General features: G+C 57.0%; 15 protein-coding genes and 4 tRNA genes. 5 read left to right on the forward strand and 14 right to left on the reverse strand.

The features are described from left to right. Positions 1-225: 225 nt before the first annotated feature. Positions 226-2772: a class I adenylate cyclase gene (cyaA, locus tag ACK5JN_RS07410; RefSeq protein ID WP_416869567.1), complete on the reverse strand. Its 2547-nt coding sequence runs from the start codon at positions 2770-2772 to the stop codon at positions 226-228. A 409-nt stretch (positions 2773-3181) separates the two neighbouring features. On the opposite strand from cyaA, the gene hemC reads away from it, so the two are divergent. The 5 genes from hemC (at position 3182) to ACK5JN_RS07435 (ending at position 9591) form a co-directional block, all read left to right on the forward strand. Continuing rightward, positions 3182-4123, forward strand: a complete 942-nt coding sequence (gene hemC / locus ACK5JN_RS07415) for a hydroxymethylbilane synthase (RefSeq protein ID WP_416869568.1) — start codon at positions 3182-3184, stop codon at positions 4121-4123. Next, positions 4120-4860, forward strand: coding sequence for a uroporphyrinogen-III synthase (gene hemD, locus ACK5JN_RS07420; protein WP_416869569.1), 741 nt, complete (start codon positions 4120-4122; stop codon positions 4858-4860). Before hemC ends, hemD begins: the two co-directional genes overlap by 4 nt. A 21-nt stretch (positions 4861-4881) precedes the next feature. Beyond that, entirely contained in the window at positions 4882-6075 is a 1194-nt protein-coding gene (hemX, locus tag ACK5JN_RS07425) for a uroporphyrinogen-III C-methyltransferase (RefSeq protein ID WP_416869570.1), read from the forward strand. Positions 6076-6078: 3 nt separating this feature from the next. Next, on the forward strand, positions 6079-7275 hold the full coding sequence (gene hemY / locus ACK5JN_RS07430) for a protoheme IX biogenesis protein HemY (protein ID WP_416869571.1): 1197 nt from the start codon (positions 6079-6081) through the stop codon (positions 7273-7275). A gap of 663 nt (positions 7276-7938) precedes the next feature. After that, complete coding sequence (locus ACK5JN_RS07435) at positions 7939-9591, forward strand: arylsulfatase (protein ID WP_416869572.1); 1653 nt, start codon at positions 7939-7941, stop codon at positions 9589-9591. A gap of 45 nt (positions 9592-9636) precedes the next feature. On the opposite strand, the gene ACK5JN_RS07440 is transcribed toward ACK5JN_RS07435, so the two are convergent. The 13 genes from ACK5JN_RS07440 to rfbA all read right to left on the reverse strand — a co-directional run bounded on the left by ACK5JN_RS07440 (position 9637) and on the right by rfbA (position 20261). Continuing rightward, the gene (locus tag ACK5JN_RS07440; protein ID WP_416869573.1) at positions 9637-10872 is read right to left on the reverse strand and encodes an anaerobic sulfatase maturase; all 1236 of its coding nucleotides are present in this window, start codon (positions 10870-10872) and stop codon (positions 9637-9639) included. Between the two features lie 145 nt (positions 10873-11017). Beyond that, positions 11018-11094 (reverse strand) — tRNA-Pro (locus tag ACK5JN_RS07445). Between the two features lie 42 nt (positions 11095-11136). Then, a tRNA-Leu gene (locus ACK5JN_RS07450) sits at positions 11137-11222 on the reverse strand. A gap of 23 nt (positions 11223-11245) precedes the next feature. After that, positions 11246-11321 (reverse strand) — tRNA-His (locus tag ACK5JN_RS07455). A gap of 58 nt (positions 11322-11379) precedes the next feature. Further along, a tRNA-Arg gene (locus ACK5JN_RS07460) sits at positions 11380-11456 on the reverse strand. Positions 11457-11558: 102 nt separating this feature from the next. After that, positions 11559-12944: a bifunctional threonine/serine APC transporter ThrP gene (thrP, locus tag ACK5JN_RS07465; protein ID WP_416869574.1), complete on the reverse strand. Its 1386-nt coding sequence runs from the start codon at positions 12942-12944 to the stop codon at positions 11559-11561. A 232-nt stretch (positions 12945-13176) separates the two neighbouring features. Beyond that, positions 13177-13917, reverse strand: a complete 741-nt coding sequence (gene wecG, locus ACK5JN_RS07470; RefSeq protein ID WP_416869575.1) for a lipopolysaccharide N-acetylmannosaminouronosyltransferase — start codon at positions 13915-13917, stop codon at positions 13177-13179. 1 nt (position 13918) lies between these two features. Beyond that, a complete protein-coding gene (gene wzyE / locus ACK5JN_RS07475) occupies positions 13919-15268 on the reverse strand; it encodes an ECA oligosaccharide polymerase (protein ID WP_416869576.1) in 1350 nt (449 codons plus the stop codon). Then, on the reverse strand, positions 15265-16344 hold the full coding sequence (locus ACK5JN_RS07480) for a TDP-N-acetylfucosamine:lipid II N-acetylfucosaminyltransferase (RefSeq protein ID WP_416869577.1): 1080 nt from the start codon (positions 16342-16344) through the stop codon (positions 15265-15267). Before ACK5JN_RS07480 ends, wzyE begins: the two co-directional genes overlap by 4 nt. Continuing rightward, a complete protein-coding gene (gene wzxE / locus ACK5JN_RS07485; protein WP_416869578.1) occupies positions 16341-17591 on the reverse strand; it encodes a lipid III flippase WzxE in 1251 nt (416 codons plus the stop codon). The genes ACK5JN_RS07480 and wzxE overlap by 4 nt, the downstream gene beginning before the upstream one ends. Before the next feature lies 1 nt (position 17592). Then, positions 17593-18723, reverse strand: a complete 1131-nt coding sequence (gene rffA / locus ACK5JN_RS07490) for a dTDP-4-amino-4,6-dideoxygalactose transaminase (RefSeq protein WP_416869579.1) — start codon at positions 18721-18723, stop codon at positions 17593-17595. A 4-nt stretch (positions 18724-18727) separates the two neighbouring features. Then, the gene (gene rffC / locus ACK5JN_RS07495; protein WP_416869580.1) at positions 18728-19402 is read right to left on the reverse strand and encodes a dTDP-4-amino-4,6-dideoxy-D-galactose acyltransferase; all 675 of its coding nucleotides are present in this window, start codon (positions 19400-19402) and stop codon (positions 18728-18730) included. Continuing rightward, positions 19380-20261 carry a glucose-1-phosphate thymidylyltransferase RfbA gene (rfbA, locus tag ACK5JN_RS07500; protein ID WP_416869581.1) on the reverse strand — a complete coding sequence of 294 codons (882 nt, stop codon included), beginning with the start codon at positions 20259-20261 and terminating at the stop codon, positions 19380-19382. Before rfbA ends, rffC begins: the two co-directional genes overlap by 23 nt. Positions 20262-20264: the final 3 nt, after the last annotated feature.

The raw sequence follows: 20264 nt of genomic DNA on the forward strand, positions 1-20264 counted from the left end.
ACTGGGCGTCTTTCACTTTGACCTGAAAGGCTTCGAGTGGTTCTGCGATCTCAGCGGCTAACCGTTCTGCAATCTGATTGAGCAGGCTGAAACGCAGCTGGCGGGTTAAGATGTTAGCTTCCTCTACGCGTTTTGTGAAAGCCGGGCTTCTATTCGCTCGGCCGGGATACAACGTTGCACTACCTTAGCCCGGCCTAGCTAAGCGACACCGGGGCGACACATCCGCTAAGAGAAATACTGCTGCAACAGCGGCGCGTTATTGTTGTCGTGGTTCGACGGCGGCGGCACGATGGCCTGGCTGCGGAACGGGATCACCTGCGCACGGCCGTCCACCTTCACAATCTGATAGAACTGCGGCAGATTGAAGTTAATAAAGCTCGAGCCGTAGGTGAAGCGATCGTGCGACGACGAGTAGAAGCGGCTGACGTCGCGCACCAGCTCCTCTTTGCTGCCCTCACAGTGGTGATACACCTCCGCGCGGTTGCTCTCGTCAAGAATGTAGATATTAAAGCCCTGCTCCTCGCCCGATTCCTCGAAGAAGAACTGGATAATCCCTTCGCTGGCAAAACCATCGACCACCGGCGGTAGCTCGACGTGGTTGGTCTCCACCTGTACCGACAGGCCGTGCAGCTTGTTATGCGAAATCGCGCCGTAGAACTCAATGGCGTTTTCCAGCTTCTGCACCGACACGTTCAGACGCTCAAAGAACAGGCCCCAGGTTTGCCCGGAGACGCGCAGCGCTTTAAAGCGCCCGGTTTCCTGACGGGTGCTGGAAAGGCGCAGTTCAATACACTCGGAGACCAGCTGCTGCACGCGGGTACGAATTAAACCGCGCAGGTGCTGGCTGTAGCAGAACACTTCGACGCTGTCCGGCGGCGCGGCATCCTGGTGCATTTTCCCGAGAATGGTTTTCAGCGCTTCAATCATTGCCTGCTCGCCGTTGAAGTGCAGGGTACGCACTTCGTTCCACGAGTTGCGGTACAGCAGGTCGACGCTGCCGACCAGGCACTTCTGATCTTCGCCAAAGCTGAAGGTATCGAGCTTACGGAAATCAAAGTGCACAACCTGGTTGCGGAAGGCCGCCGTCGGGTCATATTCGAGGTTGACGATAATCGCCAGATGGCGAATTTCACACGGGCTGTACAGCGCTTTCGGCGTCGGCGCCGGCAGACGCAGCGGGAAGTGGTGCGAAACGTCAGCGACCATCTCCTGCAGTTTCGCCAGATCGACAATCCCGTTGCCTTTAATAAACAGGCGCGTGCGTGAGGTCAGCAGGCCGTTAAACCAGGCCCAGGCCACCAGCTTGTTCAGATAGCGGTTATATTCCAGCGGCTGATGGCTGACGATCGATTCCATATTCGGCGCACGGTTGTAGAGATACCAACCCGTACGGTTGGCGCGCCCCGGCGGAACATAGATAAAGGTCAGATTCGGTTCGGAGAGGTCCGGGGAGATCTGCGGGTTCACCAGCGTCACTTTACCCGGCAGCGCTTCAAACGCGGCGTACAGTTTACGCGTCAGCACGCCGATATCCTGCGGGCTGGCGGAAACGCTGAGGTTATTGCGGCGCGCAAAGCGGATCAGGTTACGGTAGCTCTGCATCATCGCATCGAGCAGTTCGTTGTGCGCTTCACGCACCTGGTCGATCTTCCAGTTGGCGCGGTTATCGAGCATCGCCAGACGCTCTTCGCTCCAGCCCCACTCTTTCACCAGCTGGCCCACCACTTCACGACGCCAGCCAACGCAGGCGCGTTCACGGCTGAGCTTTTCGCACACTTTCAGGTAGAAGCAGCGGCGGACGAGGTCGAGACGGGTTTCGTCGTCGATCGCCTTCAGGTAGTCGGTCACCCGCTCCAGCATCATGCAGTAGGCGTCAAGACCGAAAGAGACGATCTCGCCGTCGTGCAGGCGCTGTTTAATGTCTTTCGCCAGCAGGTGCGTGTTGGGGTATTCCCACGAGTAGGCTTCCAGCAGCAGGGTCTTCAGCACCGCTTTATACGGCGAGTCGATACTCTTATACAGCTGCCACAGGCTGGCGCCAAAGTACTCTTCGGCGGAGAGCGAGCTCAATCCGCCGAGGTCAAGCCATTCGTTCGGCGTCAGCACGCCCTGGGCGTAGAGGGTCATCACGTAGTCGTCGTAATGATCTTCCTCTTCGCACGGCACCATATTCCACAGAATACGTTTGCCCGCCAGGCGTACCGCCGTCCGGTAAAATTCATCAAGCAGTAAAATGTGCTGCGTTGAACCGCAGTCTTCCCCGCCCAGGCTGCCGCTTTCGTTATGGCGGAAGCGGTTTTCGTCGATCAGGAAGAAGCTGACTTCTACGCCCAGCGACGCCGCCCAGCTTTCCAGCAGGCTGCATTTGCGCTGTAACAATTGGCGTTCATCATTATCGAGCCACGCCTGGTGACAGACCCAGATATCGAGGTCGGAGGAACAGCTCTGGCCGACGGACGAGGTGCTGCCCATGGTGTAAACGCCGGTAATCGGCAGTTCGCCCTTGGCAGAGATCTGCGGCGGCATGCCGCGATGCAGCTCGAGCTCGTCGAGATAGTGGCGTTGGGTTTCATCAGGCGTGTAGAGGCAGATGCCCTTGGGAACGTTACCGTCAAGGTAACCCGGCATCAGCGGATGATGATAATGTAATAATGTCGGCAGTAGACTGTATACCTGCTGGAAAGCAGGGCCCATGGCTGCAAGCGCGCGATCCACGCGCAGTTGGTTGATGGCATCCAGTCTCTGTTTTAGCGTCTCAATATAGAGGTACAAGACATATCGCCTGATGTTCAAAACCTCGACGTATCTTGAATGGTGCAGGTACGGAGGCTTTAATATTTCAACAAGAAGAACCGTTACCGTTTTTTATCCGTCGTTGTGATTATCGAATTCTGGACAAAAAATGGTTTAAAACGTGATCAATTTAACACCTTGCCGGTTGACCGTAAAGAATGTTGCACTACAACAAGTGTAGCATTGAATGCTGCTGTAAACCCCGGCATACGATCAAGACAGTGCCAGTAATGAACGGTAAACACAACCCCGTTGATGCTTGTCTTCGTTTGGGCTGAAGGCACGTTTCCTGCATCGCGATTTGTTCAGGGTATGAATCCCTGAAAACTAACATCATTAAGGCAACAATGTTAGGATGAACAACGGACGATAGATGACGGTAACAAGCATGTTAGACAAAGTTTTGAGAATTGCCACACGCCAAAGCCCGCTCGCACTCTGGCAAGCGCACTATGTAAAAGAACGCCTGGAGGCTTGCCATCCCGGGCTGACGGTGACGCTTGTGCCGATGGTAACGCGCGGCGATGTGATTCTGGATACGCCGCTGGCTAAAGTGGGCGGCAAGGGGCTGTTTGTCAAAGAGCTTGAGCTGGCACTGCTTGAAAATCGCGCCGATATCGCCGTGCATTCGATGAAAGACGTGCCGGTCGAATTTCCCGAGGGGCTTGGGCTGGTGACCATCTGCGAGCGCGACGACCCGCGCGACGCCTTTGTCTCAAACCATTACGCCTGCATGGACGACCTCCCGGCAGGCAGCGTCGTCGGCACCTCCAGCCTGCGCCGCCAGTGCCAGTTGGCCAAACGCCGACCGGATCTGGTGATTCGCTCGCTGCGCGGCAACGTCGGCACCCGCCTGAGTAAGCTCGACAACGGCGACTACGATGCCATCATCCTGGCCGTTGCTGGCCTCAAACGCCTGGAGCTGGATGCCCGCATCCGCCAGCCGATGTCGCCGGAAGAGTCGCTGCCGGCCGTCGGTCAGGGTGCCGTCGGCATTGAGTGCCGTCTCGACGACGAACACACCCGCGCGCTGCTGGCACCGCTGAATCACGATGACACCGCCATTCGCGTGCGCGCCGAGCGGGCGATGAACACGCGGCTGGAAGGCGGCTGCCAGGTGCCTATCGGCAGCTATGCGGAACTGACGAATGGCGAACTGTGGCTGCGCGCGCTGGTTGGCGCGCCGGACGGTAGCCAGATGGTGTGCGGTGAACGTCGCGGCAAGCCGGAAGATGCCGAGAAGATGGGCATTGATCTGGCCGATGAGCTGCTCGATAACGGCGCGCGGGAAATTCTTGCCGCCGTCTACGACGGAGACGCCGCCGTATGACCATCCTGGTTACCCGCCCCGCCCCGCAAAGTGAAGAGCTCGTCAGCCGTTTGCGCGCGCTGGGGCGAGTAGCCTGGAGTTTCCCGCTGATTGAATTCACCCCCGGCCGCGAACTCAACGCGCTCGGCCATGCGCTTGGCGCGCTCGGCGACGGGGACCTGGCCTTCGCGCTGTCGCAGCATGCGGTGAGCTTTGCCCACGCCCAGCTTCAGCAGCAGCGTCTTCGCTGGCCTGCCGCTCCCCGCTATTTTGCTATTGGCCGCACCACGGCGCTGGCGCTGCATCAGGTCAGCGGGGCCGAGGTGCGCTACCCTTTAGATCGGGAAATCAGCGAAGTATTGCTACAATTACCTGAATTACAAAATATTGCGGGAAAGAAAGCGCTAATTCTGCGCGGCAACGGCGGCCGTGAACTGCTCGCCGAGACGCTGACCGCGCGCGGCGCCGACGTCACGCTGTGTGAATGCTACCAGCGCGGTGCCATCCACTACGATGGGGCGGAAGAAGCCATGCGCTGGCAGTCGCGAGGCGTGTCGACGCTCGTGGTCACCAGCGGCGAAATGCTACAACAACTTTGGTCGCTCATTCCCCTCTGGTACCGGGAGAGCTGGTTGCTCAAATGCCGGCTGCTGGTGGTGAGCGAGCGCATTGCAAAACTGGCCCGGGAGATGGGCTGGCAGGAAATTCAGGTTGCCGATAGCGCAGACAACGATGCGCTGCTACGCGCATTACAATAACTCTCAAAATTGGAAGCCATAATGACGGAACAAAAAGAAAACTCCGCCGTGGTTGAAGACTCCGGGGACGTGGTGAACACCGCGCCGCAGCCCGAGGTTCGTAAGCCAGAAAATGCTGAGAAGAAAAATACCGGCGGGAAAACCAGTCTGGTGCTGAGCGCCGTTGCTATCGCCATCGCGCTAGCGGCGGGCGTCGGCCTGTACGGCTGGGGCAAGCAGCAGGCCGTCAACCAAACCACGACCAGCGATACTCTCGCCAATCAGCTCGTCGCCCTGCAAAAAGCCCAGGATGCGCAGAAAGAGGCGCTGGAAGCCACCATTAAACAGCAGGCCGAACAGCTGGATGCGGCGAAAGCGCAGCAAAGCGAAATGGCTAAGCAGCTGGATGAAGTGCAGCAGAAAGTGGCCGCCATCTCCGGCACCGATTCAAAAACCTGGCTGCTGGCCCAGTCCGACTTTCTTGTGAAGCTGGCTAGCCGCAAGCTGTGGAGCGATCAGGATGTGACCACCGCCGCCGCGCTGCTGAAAAGCGCGGATGCCAGCCTCGCGGATATGAACGATCCAAGTCTTATCACCGCGCGTCGGGCGATTACCGAAGATATCGCCAGCCTCTCCGCCGTGTCACAGGTGGATTTCGACGGCATTATTCTGAAAGTCAATCAGCTGGCCAATCAGGTGGATAACCTGCGTCTGGCAGACAACAATACCGACGATTCGCCGATGGACAGCGACGACGGCGAGCTGTCGGCATCGCTCAGCGAATGGCGCGTCAACCTGCAAAAAAGCTGGCAGAACTTTATGGACAGCTTTATTACCATTCGCCGCCGTGATGAAACAGCCGTTCCGCTGCTGGCGCCGAACCAGGATATCTACCTGCGTGAAAACATTCGCGCCCAGCTGCTGGCCGCATCGCAGGCGGTGCCGCGCCATCAGCAGGAAACCTACAAGCAGGCGCTGGATAACGTCTCTACCTGGGTACGTGCCTACTATGATACCGATGACGCCGCCACGAAAACGTTCCTGAACGACGTCGATCAACTCAGCCAGCAGAGTATCGCCATGGACGTTCCGGAAACCCTGCAAAGCCAGCCGATTCTGGAAAAACTGATGCAGACCCGCGTGCGTAACCTGATGGCGCAGCCCGCTGTTGCTCAGCCTACGGCAGAGCAACCGGCCGCCGCAGAACCTGCGCCAGCCCCAGCGCAAGGAGAGTAATCGATGCTTAAAGTCTTATTACTCTTCGCACTGCTGATTGCCGGCGTGGTAGTCGGCCCGATGATTGCCGGCCACCAGGGCTACGTGCTGATTCAGACTGACAACTACAACATTGAAACCAGCGTGACCGGGTTGGTCATCATCATGATTCTGATCATGGTGGTCCTGTTCGCGCTGGAATGGATTCTGCGCCGCATTTTCCGCACCAGCGCCCACACCCGCGGCTGGTTCGTTGGCCGTAAACGCCGTCGTGCGCGCAAGCAGACCGAGCAGGCGCTGCTGAAACTGGCGGAAGGCGACTATCAGCAGGTTGAGAAGCTGATGTCGAAGAATGCCGATCACGCCGAGCAGCCGGTGGTTAACTACCTGCTGGCCGCCGAGGCCGCGCAGCAGCGTGGCGACGAGGCCCGCGCCAACCAACATCTGCAACGTGCGGCGGAAAATGCCGGTAACGATCTGATTCCGGTGGAGATCACCCGCGCCCGTCTTCAGCTGGCGCGAAATGAAACCCACGCGGCGCGCCACGGTATTGATAAGCTGCTGGAAATCGCCCCGCGTCATCCGGAAGTGCTGCGTCTGGCCGAACAGGCCTATATTCAGACCGGCGCCTGGAGCTCGCTGCTGGATATCATCCCATCGATGGCAAAAGCCAACGTTGGCGATGACGCCCACCGCGCGGCGCTGGAGCAGCAGGCGTGGATTGGTCTGATGGATCAAGCCCGCGCCGATCAGGGCAGCGAAGGGTTGCGTAACTGGTGGAAGAATCAAAGCCGTAAGACCCGCCACCAGGTGGCCCTGCAGGTGGCGATGGCGGATCATCTGATTGAGTGTGACGATCATGACACCGCCCAGCAGATCATCATCGATGGCCTGAAGCGCCAGTATGACGATCGTCTGGTGATGCTGATCCCGCGCCTGCACACCAATAACCCGGAGCAGATGGAAAAACTGCTGCGCCAGCAGATCAAAACCGTGGGCGACCGCCCGCTGTTGTGGAGCACGCTGGGCCAGTCGCTGATGAAGCACGGCGAGTGGCAGGAAGCGAGCCTGGCGTTCCGCGCCGCGCTCAAGCAGCGCCCGGATGCCTTCGACTACGCCTGGCTGGCCGATACACTCGACCGCCTGAAGCAGCCGGAAGAAGCGGCGGCGATGCGCCGGGATGGGCTGATGCTGACGTTGCAGAACAACCCGCCAGCGTAACGCTGGCGCGGAAAAAAGGGGCCAGTCGGCCCCTTTTCTTTTTCTTTCCCCATAAAAAAACGCCTGCTCTTTGTGAGAGCAGGCGCTAATACAGGTTTAATTCGACAACTAATGGGTGCTTCACTCAACGTTATGTCCATGGTGTCTGATGAGGCGAAAGCGACATCTGTCAGTGGACGATAAGCACCGTCAATGGCTCTGCGTCATTCCTGAGTTTATGAGGCACAAGGCGAACATAAGAGATGGAATGAGCATCTACGCGGCGCATTATGTCATAAAATTTTGAGAAATGACATGTCTGGTTAAAGACAATATCGTCTTTTTTAACTCATCAAAAAACATGCCATCGCAGTCATTTCACTTTGCCGTTTTATTTAACCATAATAATAAGCCACGGCAATATATAAATAATAAAACCAGATAACAATATCGGCCTCATTCATGCGGCAAATTATTTAGAAATTAGTAACAATTGATTATTAATCCATTATCGCACCTGCGCTGTCATTATATTTACAGCAGAAGAAATTAAGGTATACGATTCTTCACAGGCAACGCCAGCCGTTGCTGTAATCTTTTATCCATAATTATTAGATAGTTGTTTTAACCTTCTTATCCAAGGCTGTTGTATCTATCAATAATATATTACCTGGAGATTATATAATGGATTTATCTTTCCCACGTAAGCTGCTGGCTGTAGCTATCATTACGGCGCTTCCTGCGTTCGCTAATGCGGTAGATACACCCGCGGTAGCGACAGCTAAGCAAGGTTACTCCGGTTACGATCACCCTAATCAATATCTGGTAAAAAAAGCGACATCTATTGCCGATAATATGATGCCGGTAATGATGCACCCCGAACAGAATAAAGAGGCGCAGCAAAAGCTGGCCGACATCGAGAAAAAAACCGGAAAAAAACCTAACGTTATCATCTTCATTCTCGATGACGTAGGTTGGATGGATGTTGGCTTTAACGGCGGCGGTGTCGCGGTTGGCAACCCAACTCCGGATATCGATGCCGTTGCCAGTCAGGGGTTAATTTTGACTTCTGCTTACTCGCAGCCCAGCTCCTCTCCCACACGCGCCACCATCATGACCGGTCAATACTCGGTACACCACGGGATTCTGATGCCACCAATGTATGGCATGCCCGGCGGGCTGGAAGGGTTAACCACCCTGCCACAATTGCTGCACGATCAGGGTTATGTCACTCAGGCGATCGGTAAATGGCACATGGGCGAAAATGAAGGCTCGCAGCCGCAGAACGTCGGCTTTGATGATTTCCGCGGGTTTAATTCGGTCTCAGATATGTATACCGAGTGGCGTGACGTCAACGTGAACCCAGAAGTCGCGCTAAGCCCATCTCGCTCCGAATACATTAAAAACCTGCCCTTCAGTAAAGATGACGTTCACGCGGTACGAGGCGGTAAACAGGAAGCGATTGCTGACATTACGCCAAAGTATATGGAGGATCTCGATCAGCGCTGGATGCAGTACGGCGTAGACTTCCTCAACAAGATGGCGAAAAGCGATAAGCCCTTTTTCCTGTACTACGGCACGCGCGGCTGCCACTTCGACAACTACCCTAACGCCAAATATGCGGGAAGTTCACCGGCGCGCACATCCTTTAGCGACTGCATGGTTGAAATGAATGATGTGTTCGCCAACCTGTATAAAACACTGGAGAAAAATGGCCAGTTGGATAATACGCTGATCGTCTTCACCTCCGATAACGGTCCGGAAGCGGAAGTCCCGCCGCATGGCCGCACGCCGTTCCGGGGTGCAAAAGGCTCTACCTGGGAAGGCGGCGTCCGCGTCCCCACCTTCGTTTACTGGAAGGGGATGATCCAGCCGCGTAAATCAGACGGTATCGTCGATCTGGCGGATCTGTTCCCAACGGCGCTGGCGTTAGCCGGTAAACCGGGAGCGGAAGTCTCTAAACTGGTCCCCAAAACCACCTTCATTGACGGGGTCGATCAGTCCTCATTCTTCCTTGGCAGCAACGGGCAGTCGAACCGCAAAGCGGAACACTACTTCCTCAACGGCCAGCTCTCTGCCGTGCGTATCGATGAGTTTAAATATCATCTGCTGATTCAACAACCGTATGCCTTTACCCAAACCGGCTATCAGGGCGGTTTCACCGGCGCGGTGATGCAGACGGCAGGAACCATGATCTTTAATCTGTATACCGACCCACAAGAAAGCGAATCCGTCGGCGTTCGCCACATACCGATGGGCGTGCCGCTACAGACCGAAGTACATGACTACATGGCTATCCTGAAAAAATATCCGCCAAAAGTCCAAATCAAGCTCTGACAGCCGCACTGAACCAGCTCGCCGGAAACATCTCCGGCGAGCTGGCTATTTGTGCAATGGGAATACCCGCTGCGCCTTCATGATGTCGCTAGCCGGGCGACCGCTGGCAAGCAGATCGCGCATCGCTTTCAGATACGGAGGCAAATGACGGAAGTAGTGGCGGAAACCTTCACACAGGTAGTTTTGCTCACCACCCTCCGTTGGGATAAAGCGATGCTTAGGGCAGCCGCCCCAGCACGCCCTCAGCACTTCACACTGCTTACAGGCCACCGGCAGGCGGGCAAATTTATCGCACCCAAACTGTTCCTGCTCAGGGGTATCAACCATCTGCGCAAAGCTGTGTTGATGGAGATTGCCGAGCTGGAATTCCGGGTAGACATAGTGATCACAGGCATAAACATCACCGCTGTGCTCAACAACGATTGAGCGCCCGCAGGTGGGCTGATGATGACACACCGCACCGGGCGCGCCGACAAAGTTGGCAAAAGCCCACTCAATGTTCATCACAAATACTTTACCGACGTCGCGCTGGATCCAGCGGTCAAAAGTCGCGGTAAGAAACTCACCGTAGGCTTTCGGGCGAACGGACCAGGCCGTGACCCTCTCTGCTGAGTGCTCACTCCCTGGCCCCTGCAGCGAAAGCCCCACATTAGCTTCCCGCGGGCCAGCCAGGCGCTCGACGACCGGGATAAACTGGATAAATTCCACGCCGGATTCACACAGAAAATCATAAACTTTAAGCGGTTGTCGTGCGCTTTGGCGGTTCACGCAGGCCAGAACATTGTAATCAACACCGTGTTTTTGCAGTAGCGCCAGCGCGCGCATCACCAGCTTGTGCGTGGGCTTGCCGCCTTTTGTCAGACGATAGGCGTTGTGAATCTCCGCCGGGCCATCCAGCGACAGGCCGATTAAAAAACGCTGTTCGCGGAAAAAGAGGCACCACTCGTCATTCAGCAACACGCCGTTGGTCTGAAAACTGTTGCTGATGCGTCGACCCGCGCCATATTTAGCCTGTAACGCCACCGCGCGACGATAAAAGTCGAGCCCCAGCAGCGTCGGCTCGCCACCCTGCCAGGTAAAGGCCACTTCAGCCTGCGCTTCAACGGCGGCAATATAGTTTTTGATGTAGGCCTCCAGCGTCTGGTCACTCATGCGTGAGCACACGTCGGGGTAAAGCGCTTGCTTCTCAAGATAAAAACAGTAGGTACAGTTGAGGTTGCAGTCAGAGCCGCTGGGCTTGGCCATCGCGTGAAACGCGCGGATTGGGATCTGTTGGGGCATCGTCTCGCCATCCTTATGCACGGGAATGCTTCATCATAGTGAAGCATTTCTCAGCGAAAGGGGCGTTTTTTGCGCATGGCGAGAAATTCGGAAATGTGCTTGGAACGGAGAAAACAAAAAACCCCGCCGAAGCGGGGTTCAAAATTGGTCGGCGAGAGAGGATTCGAACCTCCGACCCACTGGTCCCAAACCAGTTGCGCTACCAAGCTGCGCTACTCGCCGAAATACTGCTTTTTGAATTTTTAGTTCAATTCGTTAAAGTCGTGGTGCGAGGGGGGGGACTCGAACCCCCACATCCTAAGGACACTAACACCTGAAGCTAGCGCGTCTACCAATTCCGCCACCTTCGCAAATTCACAACTCTATCAAATAATGGGGTGGCTAATGGGATTCGAACCCACGACAACTGGAATCACAATCCAGGGCTCTACCAACTGAGCTATAGCCACCACTACAAATCTTTTACGCGGTCTAAAAAAAACCACCGCAGCTCCAGCACCGGGTAAATGGTGCGCCCGACAGGATTCGAACCTGAGACCTCTGCCTCCGGAGGGCAGCGCTCTATCCAGCTGAGCTACGGGCGCTTAGCGCCGTTGCGGGGTCGGATAATACGGACTTCCTACCCCGCTGTCTAGTGCCTTTTTAAAGAAAATTATCGTTTGCTCATGGTTTGTGCGTTTTGCTGCTTATTTCTGCACTTTTTGCACTTCAACGCCCTTGCCCATGCCAAAAACCTTATAAACCACGGTTACGATGGCCAAAAACAGCGCGCCCACAAACAGCGACATACGGGTATCGTCATTGATTCCCATGCCAATCAGCACGCAAATCAGGAACGCCATGGTCAAATAGTTGGCCCACGGGAACATAATCGAGCGGAACGGATGGCTGGCAATCGCTTTTTTATGCGCGCGGCGGAAACGCAGCTGGCTAATCAGGATAACAAACCACGGCACCATCCCCGGCAGCACGCTGGCGCTGTAGACGTAGACGAACACCCGCTGTGGGTTAGGAATAATGTAGTTGAGGCACGAGCCAATCAGCAGGATAACGATCGACACGCTCACCCCGGCTGCCGGTACGCCGCTTTTGCTGACTTTCGCCATCAACGCAGGCAGCTGACGATTTTTCGCCAGCGCGTAAAGCATGCGCCCGCAGCTGTACATTCCGCTATTACAGCCAGACAGCGCCGCGGTCAGCACCACAAAGTTGATAATCCCCGCCGCGGCGGTAATACCGATTTTGGCGAAGGTCAGCACGAACGGGCTGCCGTTGGTGCCAATCTCGTTCCACGGGAAGATGGTGACGATAACGAAAATCGCGCCGACGTAGAAAATCAGGATTCGCCACAGCACTTTGCCAACCGCGCTGCGCAGCGTGACCTGCGGATTTTTGGCTTCACCGGCGGTCATGCCGATCAGCTCCACGCCCTGGTAAGAAGCCACGACAATGCACAGCGCCGTCAGGAAGCCCTTCCATCCCCCGGCGAAGAAGCCGCCGTGCTCGGTCAGGTTGCTAAACCCAATGGCGGTACCGCCGTTGCCAAAACCAAAGAAAATGACGCCAAGGCCAATCACGATCATCACGATAATGGTGGTGACCTTAATCATCGCGAACCAGAACTCAATTTCTCCGTACAGTCGTACCGCCGCCAGGTTCGCCAGCGCCACCAGCCCGACGGCAATCAGCGCCGGGATCCACTGCGCCATTTCCGGGAACCAGAACTGGACGTACACCCCTATCGCCGTGATCTCCGAAATGCCAACCGCCATCCACATAAACCAGTAGGACCAGGCGGTGAGATAGCCGAAAAACGGGCTCATATAACGGTGAGCATAAACGGCAAACGAGCCGGTGACCGGTTCGATATACAGCATTTCGCCCATTGAGCGCATGATGAAGAAAACAAATACCCCGGCCAGAATGTAGGCCAGCAGCACCGACGGCCCGGCCCACTTCAGGGTACTGGCCGCCCCCATAAACAGGCCCACGCCGATGGTGCCGCCAAGGGCAATCAATTCGATATGACGGGCTTCCAGACCGCGCTGGAGCTCCGGTTTATTCTCTGCCATAAATCCTCTTGCGTTTGCATAGATATCCGGTCGATGCCGGTTTTATTTTTATAGAAAAAAAGATGTTGTTCGGATGTGGACGTATCAGTAGAAATACGGATACATCGTCAGGGCAGGCGAATGGTTTAACAATTTCGATTAAATGGCAAATATAAATGAGGGATAACGTATCGATATTGTGAATGAATCACGCAGGAAATGCGTGATTCATTGCCAATAACACGCAGACTATTCAGAGGTTATTGGTGTAATGCCAGCGTAAATAGCGCAGCAGACGCAGCTGACGGGTGAGACGACTTGGCTGGGAGAGCAGACGATAAAGCCACTCCAGCCCCAGGTTTTGCCACACCTTCGGCGCCCGTTTGACATGCCCGGTGAAGACATCGTAGGTCCCCCCCACGCCCATATAGAGCGCGTCAGGATAGATCTGACGGCAATCACGCATCAGGATCTCCTGCTTCGGCGAGCCCATCGCGACGGTCACGATTTTGGCCCCGCTGTCGCGGATGCGCTCAAACAGCGCCGGACGCTGCTCGGCGGTAAAGTAGCCGTCCTGGGTGCCCACCAGATTGACGTTCCACCGCTGGCGCAGCTTTTGCGCCGTTTCGGCCAGCACCTCCGGCTTGCCGCCGACAAGGAACACCGGCGTTCCTTCTGCGCCCGCGCGCGCCATCAGCGCCTCCCACAGATCGGCGCCCGCCACGCGCGACACGTTGGCCTGCGGATACTTCTTGCGTACCGATCGCACCACCGAAATCCCGTCGGCATACTTAAACTCTGCGGCGGTAATCAGCTCGCGCACTTCCGCGTTATCTTCCAGCGTCAGCATCTTCTCGGCGTTGATCGCCACCAGCGTCCCCGGCCTCAGGTTGCCGTCCGCGTACAGGTAGTCCAGCGCGTGCTGCATATTGCGCCAGCCAATAAGGTTAATCCCGCGTAGGGCGTAAGTCGGCGCGGTCTGTAAGTCAGCCATTTTATCCTTCTCCAACGTGCGAAGGGCGTGTTAGCCGCTGATGAATCAGCCCCGCGCTCTCAAACAACCAGTACAACAGTTTCGCCACCAGCAAACAGAAGCCAAAGATAACCATAAAGAACACCACGCGAGAGCCGAAAGAGTCCAGCCCCTCGCGCGCCAGCACAATCATGTTGAAAATCGCGCCAAAGCAGAAGCTGTGCAGGATGGCCGACTTATAGCGGTTCGGCTCCTGGTTGCCCAGCATATACAGCCAGTCGAACCATTTGATAATCAGCCCCACCGCGACGGCGCCCAGCGGCACAAACCACACGCCGCCCATCACCACCAGCGAGCCAATCAGCGTCGGTGAGATGGCCAGGCCGGAGTGGTTGTTGAGCACTTCCCAGGTAAAGTAGTTGGCGGTGTTCAGCACGATGCTCGGGCGCGACGGCCACAGCCAGCTGGGGATAAAGACGTAGAAGTCGCGCACCATCGGCGCCAGCCCCTGGAAGTCTATCTTGTCGTAGTTTTGCAGCAGCAGCGCCAGGTTCTCCCACGGCGAGAAGGTATCGCGCGTGAGATAGAGGAAGGTGTAAAACGCCTCGTCGCCGCTGACGTTCATACCGTAGCGCTTCAGCGCCAGCCAGAACATGCCGACGATGCCCAGCACACCCGCCGCAACCAGCATCCACAGCGAAATCCAGCCGCGGATAATGCCGATAAACAGAAAGATCGCAAAGGCGATGATGATATTGGCGCGCGTGCCGCCGACGATGGCATAGGTCAGCAGGCCAAAAGCCACGGTGGCAATCAGGAAGCCAATCCACGCTTTAAAGCCCGGCTTGAGGAAATAGACCACCAGCATCGCCGGAATAAAGAAGTAGAAGAAGCGCTTAAGCGCGACCCCGGACACTTCGCTGGAGAATATCTGGCTGTAGGAATGCAGCTTAAACAGCAGGAAACCGTTATGCAGGAAGAAGGTGCCAACCGTTAACAGCGCCAACCCCATCAGCAGCACCCAGGTAATATGCGTCTCGACCCGATTCATGGTAAACAGCGGGCGGCGCGGTGCCGCCGCATTGGCAGGGCGCAGACGGGTTTTGTAGGTGACGTAGTACACCGCATAGAAACAGACCGAAATCAGCAGCGTTTGCAGCAGGACGTCGGGCGGAGAGACGCCCACACCAAAGCGAAACACCAGCGTGCAGGTCAGCGGGAAGCCGAAGAAGAAGGTCAGCAGAAACAGCAACGAGAAGAATACGTTGAAGTTAAAGCGCACGCGGCGAAACTCGAACCACGTCAGGGTGCCGATAAACAGCGTCGACAGCAGCCAGACGACGAACAGCCCGGTAAACTGCATTTCGCTCATACCGCCTCCCCCGCCGCCAGCCGCAGCGCCCGATGCCACGGCGCCAGATAGTTAGGTTTGAAAAAGGCGATGGCGTTTTTGTCCACCAGCGCCAGCTGACGCTGGGCTTCACGCACCACCGGTACGGTGAGCGCATCATCGGTAAACAGCACCGGAATATTTTGCTCAGCCATGTCCAGCCAGAAGGGGTTCTGACGGTTCAGTACGCAGGGAACGCCTGCCTGAATAAGCAGGCACAGCGTGCCAATGCCCTGCTGGCGCGCAAAAATAAAATAGCCCAAATCGCAGCGGCGCAATAGCGCAAGGTAGGCGTCAAATTCCAGCTTTTCACGCAGAATTTGCACATTTTCTTTGCTAAACAACGCCTGAGCGGCGCTGTCTACCTCGGCAATATAAGCGTCGTTGTTGGCCGGATAACCCATCGGTACAATCACGTTAACCGTGTCGCCAAACTGCTGGTGCACCGCCTTTAGCGCGGCAACGTGCTCGTTGCTGCGATCGCCAGAATTGCCCACCAGAATGGTCAGTTTGCCGTCGCGCGGCGTGGCATCGGCCAGCGAATTGAGCGACGGATCCATACGCGTCGGGAAATAGAGCCGTTCGCCGGGCACCTGCGGGTGCATATTGCCGAAATAGCTCAGGTCGCCGCAGGTGGCGAATACACGCCCCACGCGCCCTTGCGCCTTACGGCGCAGCGGGTAAAACAGGCGGAACTTCAGGCCGCGGGAGACTTCATACAAATCCGCGCCCCAGATATGCCAGCTCACCTGCGATGGCTTGAGGCCACCGCTCAGCAGCGCCAGCCAGATGCCGGTATTAAACTGACCGTGGAAGAAAAATCGCTGCTGACGATTCGCTTTCGCCTTCGCCACTACGGCTTTCGCCAGCGCCGATTTGTCGGCGAATCGTTCAATGATCAGCGAAGGAAATGCGGCCGCCAGGCCGTCGTCCTGGCTGACCACCATAAACTGACGGGCGTGTGCAGGCTCTGCGGCCAGCTCATCGGCAAAAAACCGCAGCACCGTCTGGTTATGATGAGGGATATCCGATCCCAGGATGTGTATCAGTTCGGTCATTGCCGTTTACGCCAAATTAAAAATACGCCGCTACACAGCGTGAAATAAACAATATAGGTCGCCATATAGGCCTGCGCCGCTCCCAGCGCGCCGTGCGCCGGAATCAGCCAGTGCGAAAACGCCGTCAGCAACGTGAACTGGCTCAGCTCCGCCAGAATGTAGAAGCGCAGCGAGGCCTTAGCGATGACTAAATAACCAAAAACGTAAGCGCCTACTTTCAATACATCGCCCACCAGCTGCCACGCGAAGAGGTCACGCATGGCGACAAACTTCGCGGAGAACAGCAGCCAGATAGCAAAGTCACGCAGCAACCAGACGGTCAGGCTCGCGGCGGCTACCGCCGGTAAAACAAACTTCAGCGAGCGGCCAATTTCGCGGGAAATATCCTGCTTCGTCACCAGCCGCGATAATGTAGGTAACAGGTAAACGCTAAACGAAGCGGTAATAAACTGCAGATAAGCGTCAGAGATACTGCTGACGCCCTGCCAGATCCCCACTTCGTCCCAGCTGTAATGCGCCGCCATCAGGTTTCGCATCATCACGTAGGCCACCGGCATGGTTACCGAGGTGATCAGCGCCATCAGGGTAAATTTCCCCAGCTGGCTCGCCAGCGCCTTGTCCCACTGCGGCTTGAGATAGCGCCACGGAATCACCCCGCGTCGGGTCAGCATCACCGCCGCCGGAATGACGATCAGCGCCGGCACCAGCGCCAGCCCCAACAGCGCGCCCTCATAGCCACCCAATTGGTAACAGGCGTAGTAGGCCACCACGCCAATCAGGCTGCCGGCAATCAGCGATAGCGCGTTGCCCGCCGCATCGCGAAAGCCTTTCATCAGCGCCAGCAGCAGGTTGGCCCACGCGATACCCATCTGCACCAGCGCCACCAGCCGGACCAGCCCCTGGTAATGGGTATGACCGAACAGGCCCTGACTTATCGGCGCGGCCGCCAGCAGGAAGATCGCCGCCAGCAGCGTCGAGAACCCCAGCACCATCGCCGAGGAGGTCCCGACCACCTGGCGCAGGCGCGCCGGGTCATCGTGATGCTGGGCGACAAGCTTAGTTACCCCATTAAAAATACCGGCCCCGGCCAGTACGCCAAGCACGGTCACCAGCTGGCGGAAGTTACCCGCCTGGCCGACGCCCGAAGGGCCAAACGACACCGCCAGCAGCTTTACCACCAGCAGGCCAACGCCAATTTTTACCAGCGTGGACGCGGCGGTCCACACAGAAGCTTTTGCCAGTGACATATCAGGCGAAATAGCTCAGCAGCGTGTTAATCACCGTACGCTGATCGACCGTCGACAGGTTGTAGAACAGCGGCAAGCGCAGTAAACGCTCACTTTCTTTGGTCGTAAAGCGGTCTTCGCCGTGGAACTCGCCAAATTTCTCGCCCGCCGGGCAAGAGTGCAGCGGAATGTAGTGGAACACCGCCAGAATCTCGGCCTCTTTCAGCCAGCTTATCAGCGCGCTACGGTCTTCAACGTCGCGCAGCTTGATGTAAAACATATGCGCGTTATGGCCGCAGCCTTCCGGAATAACCGGCAAGTCAATACGCCCGGCTTCGGCCAGCGGCTGCAATGCGTTGTAGTAGTTCTGCCACAGCGAGAGACGCTGTTGATTAATACGGTCGGCGGCCTCCAGTTGCGCCCACAGATAGGCGGCCTGCAAATCGGACATCAGGTAGCTGGAACCGATATCGCGCCAGGTGTACTTATCCACCAGCCCGCGGAAAAACTGGCTGCGGTTGGTGCCTTTTTCGCGGATGATTTCCGCCCGCTCGACCAGCGCGCGATCGTTAATCAGCGTTGCGCCGCCTTCGCCACCCGCCGTGTAGTTTTTGGTTTCGTGGAAGCTGAAGCAGCCAATGTGGCCGATAGAGCCCAGCGCGCGGCCTTTGTAGGTCGACATCACGCCCTGTGCGGCGTCTTCCACCACGAACAGGTTGTATTTCTTCGCCAGCGCCATGATGGTGTCCATTTCACAGGCCACGCCCGCGTAGTGCACCGGCACGATAGCGCGGGTTTTATCGGTGATTGCCGCTTCAATCCGCGTTTCGTCGATGTTCATCGTCTCTTTATGCACGTCGACAAAGACAATTTTCGCCCCGCGCAGCACGAAGGCATTGGCGGTGGAGACAAAGGTATAGCTCGGCATGATCACTTCGTCGCCCGGCTGGATATCCAGCAGGATCGCCGCCATCTCCAGCGACGCGGTGCAGGACGGGGTCAGCAGAACTTTGGCGCTGCCGAAGCGCTGTTCCATCCACTGCTGGCAGCGACGGGTGAAGCCGCCGTCGCCGCACAGCTTGCCGCTGCCCATCGCGGACTGCATGTAATCGAGTTCGGTACCCACTACCGGTGGGGCGTTAAATGGGATCATGGTGTCACCTGTATAGCCAGTACGCGGTGCTGACGACGTTAGCGCCGCTGTGAATATAGCGTTGAAGTGCTGCGGTATTGCCGGCTTGCGTCGCCACCCGTAGCGTCGTTAGGCCGCGAGTATACGCCCAGCGTATCGCAGCCTGCATCAGTTGTGCGCCCGCGCCGCGTCCGGCCAGCAGGCCGATGCGCGCGTCGGAGGCGCTGAGTTCTCGTAGGGAAACAAACGCGCGGATAGCGCCATGCTCGTCACGGAATACCAGGCACTGGTTATCGAAAGTGCCTTTGACCGCGTTTTCTATCCACTGCGCATAGAAACGACCGCTGGCGTCGGGCGCATACCACGGCGCGCGAAAGCGGCTTAACGCAAAGGCCTGTGCTGCCAGCGCGCGTAATGCCGGGATATCCGACTCGATAGCCACCTGCGCCTGCGGGCAATCCACCGACGTGACGGGCAGCGCCAGATCGACCTCGCCCTCCACCAGCTGAAAGCCCAGCGCCTGAAGCGCATCCAGCTGCGCGACCTGGTGCGCGGCAATCTTCGCCTGTACGCGCGACCAGCCCGCCAGCCGTTCAGCGGTCAGCAATGGCGCATCGTCGGCAAAGCGGACGATGGCGCTATTGACGCCAAAAAACTGATTTTCCCACGTCAGGGGCTCAATATTGGCGTGGACGGGCACGGAGCAACTCCAGCAGATATTGGCCGTAGCCGGTTTTCGCCAGCCCGGCGGCGGCGCGCTTCACGCCTTCGTCGTCGAGCCAGCCGTTACGCCAGGCAATCTCTTCCAGACAGGCGATTTTAAAGCCCTGACGTTTTTCGACCGTCTGCACAAACATGCTCGCTTCAATCAGGCTGTCGTGGGTGCCGGTATCCAGCCAGGCAAAACCGCGCCCCAGCAGCTCAACGGTCAGCTTACCGTCGTCAAGATACATCTGGTTGATAGAGGTGATTTCCAGCTCGCCGCGCTCGGAGGGCTTCACCCGCTTCGCGTATTCCACCACGTTATTGTCGTAGAAATAGAGTCCGGTCACCGCCCAGTTCGATTTCGGCTGTTTCGGTTTTTCTTCCAGCGACAGCGCCTGGAAGTTGTCATCAAACTCCACCACCCCGAAACGTTCCGGGTCCATCACCTGATAGCCAAACACCGTCGCCCCTTCGCTGCGTGCCGCGACATGGCGCAGTTTCGGGCTAAAGCCCTGGCCGAAGAAGATGTTATCGCCCAGCACCAGGCACGACGGCTCGCCGTTGAGGAAGGTTTCGCCAATGATAAACGCCTGCGCCAGCCCGTCCGGGCTTGGCTGCTCGGCGTACTGTAGCGAAATACCAAATTCGCTGCCGTCACCCAGCAGGCGCTGGAAGTAGCTTTTGTCTTCCGGGGTGGTGATGATCAAAATGTCGCGGATCCCCGCCAGCATCAGCACCGACAGCGGATAGTAGATCATCGGCTTATCGTAAATCGGCAGCAGCTGTTTCGACACGCCGCGGGTGATCGGATGCAGGCGCGTGCCCGATCCGCCAGCCAGAATAATGCCTTTCATTTG

It is taken from the genome of Kluyvera sp. (assembly GCF_047971185.1).
GTDB lineage: Bacteria > Pseudomonadota > Gammaproteobacteria > Enterobacterales > Enterobacteriaceae > Kluyvera.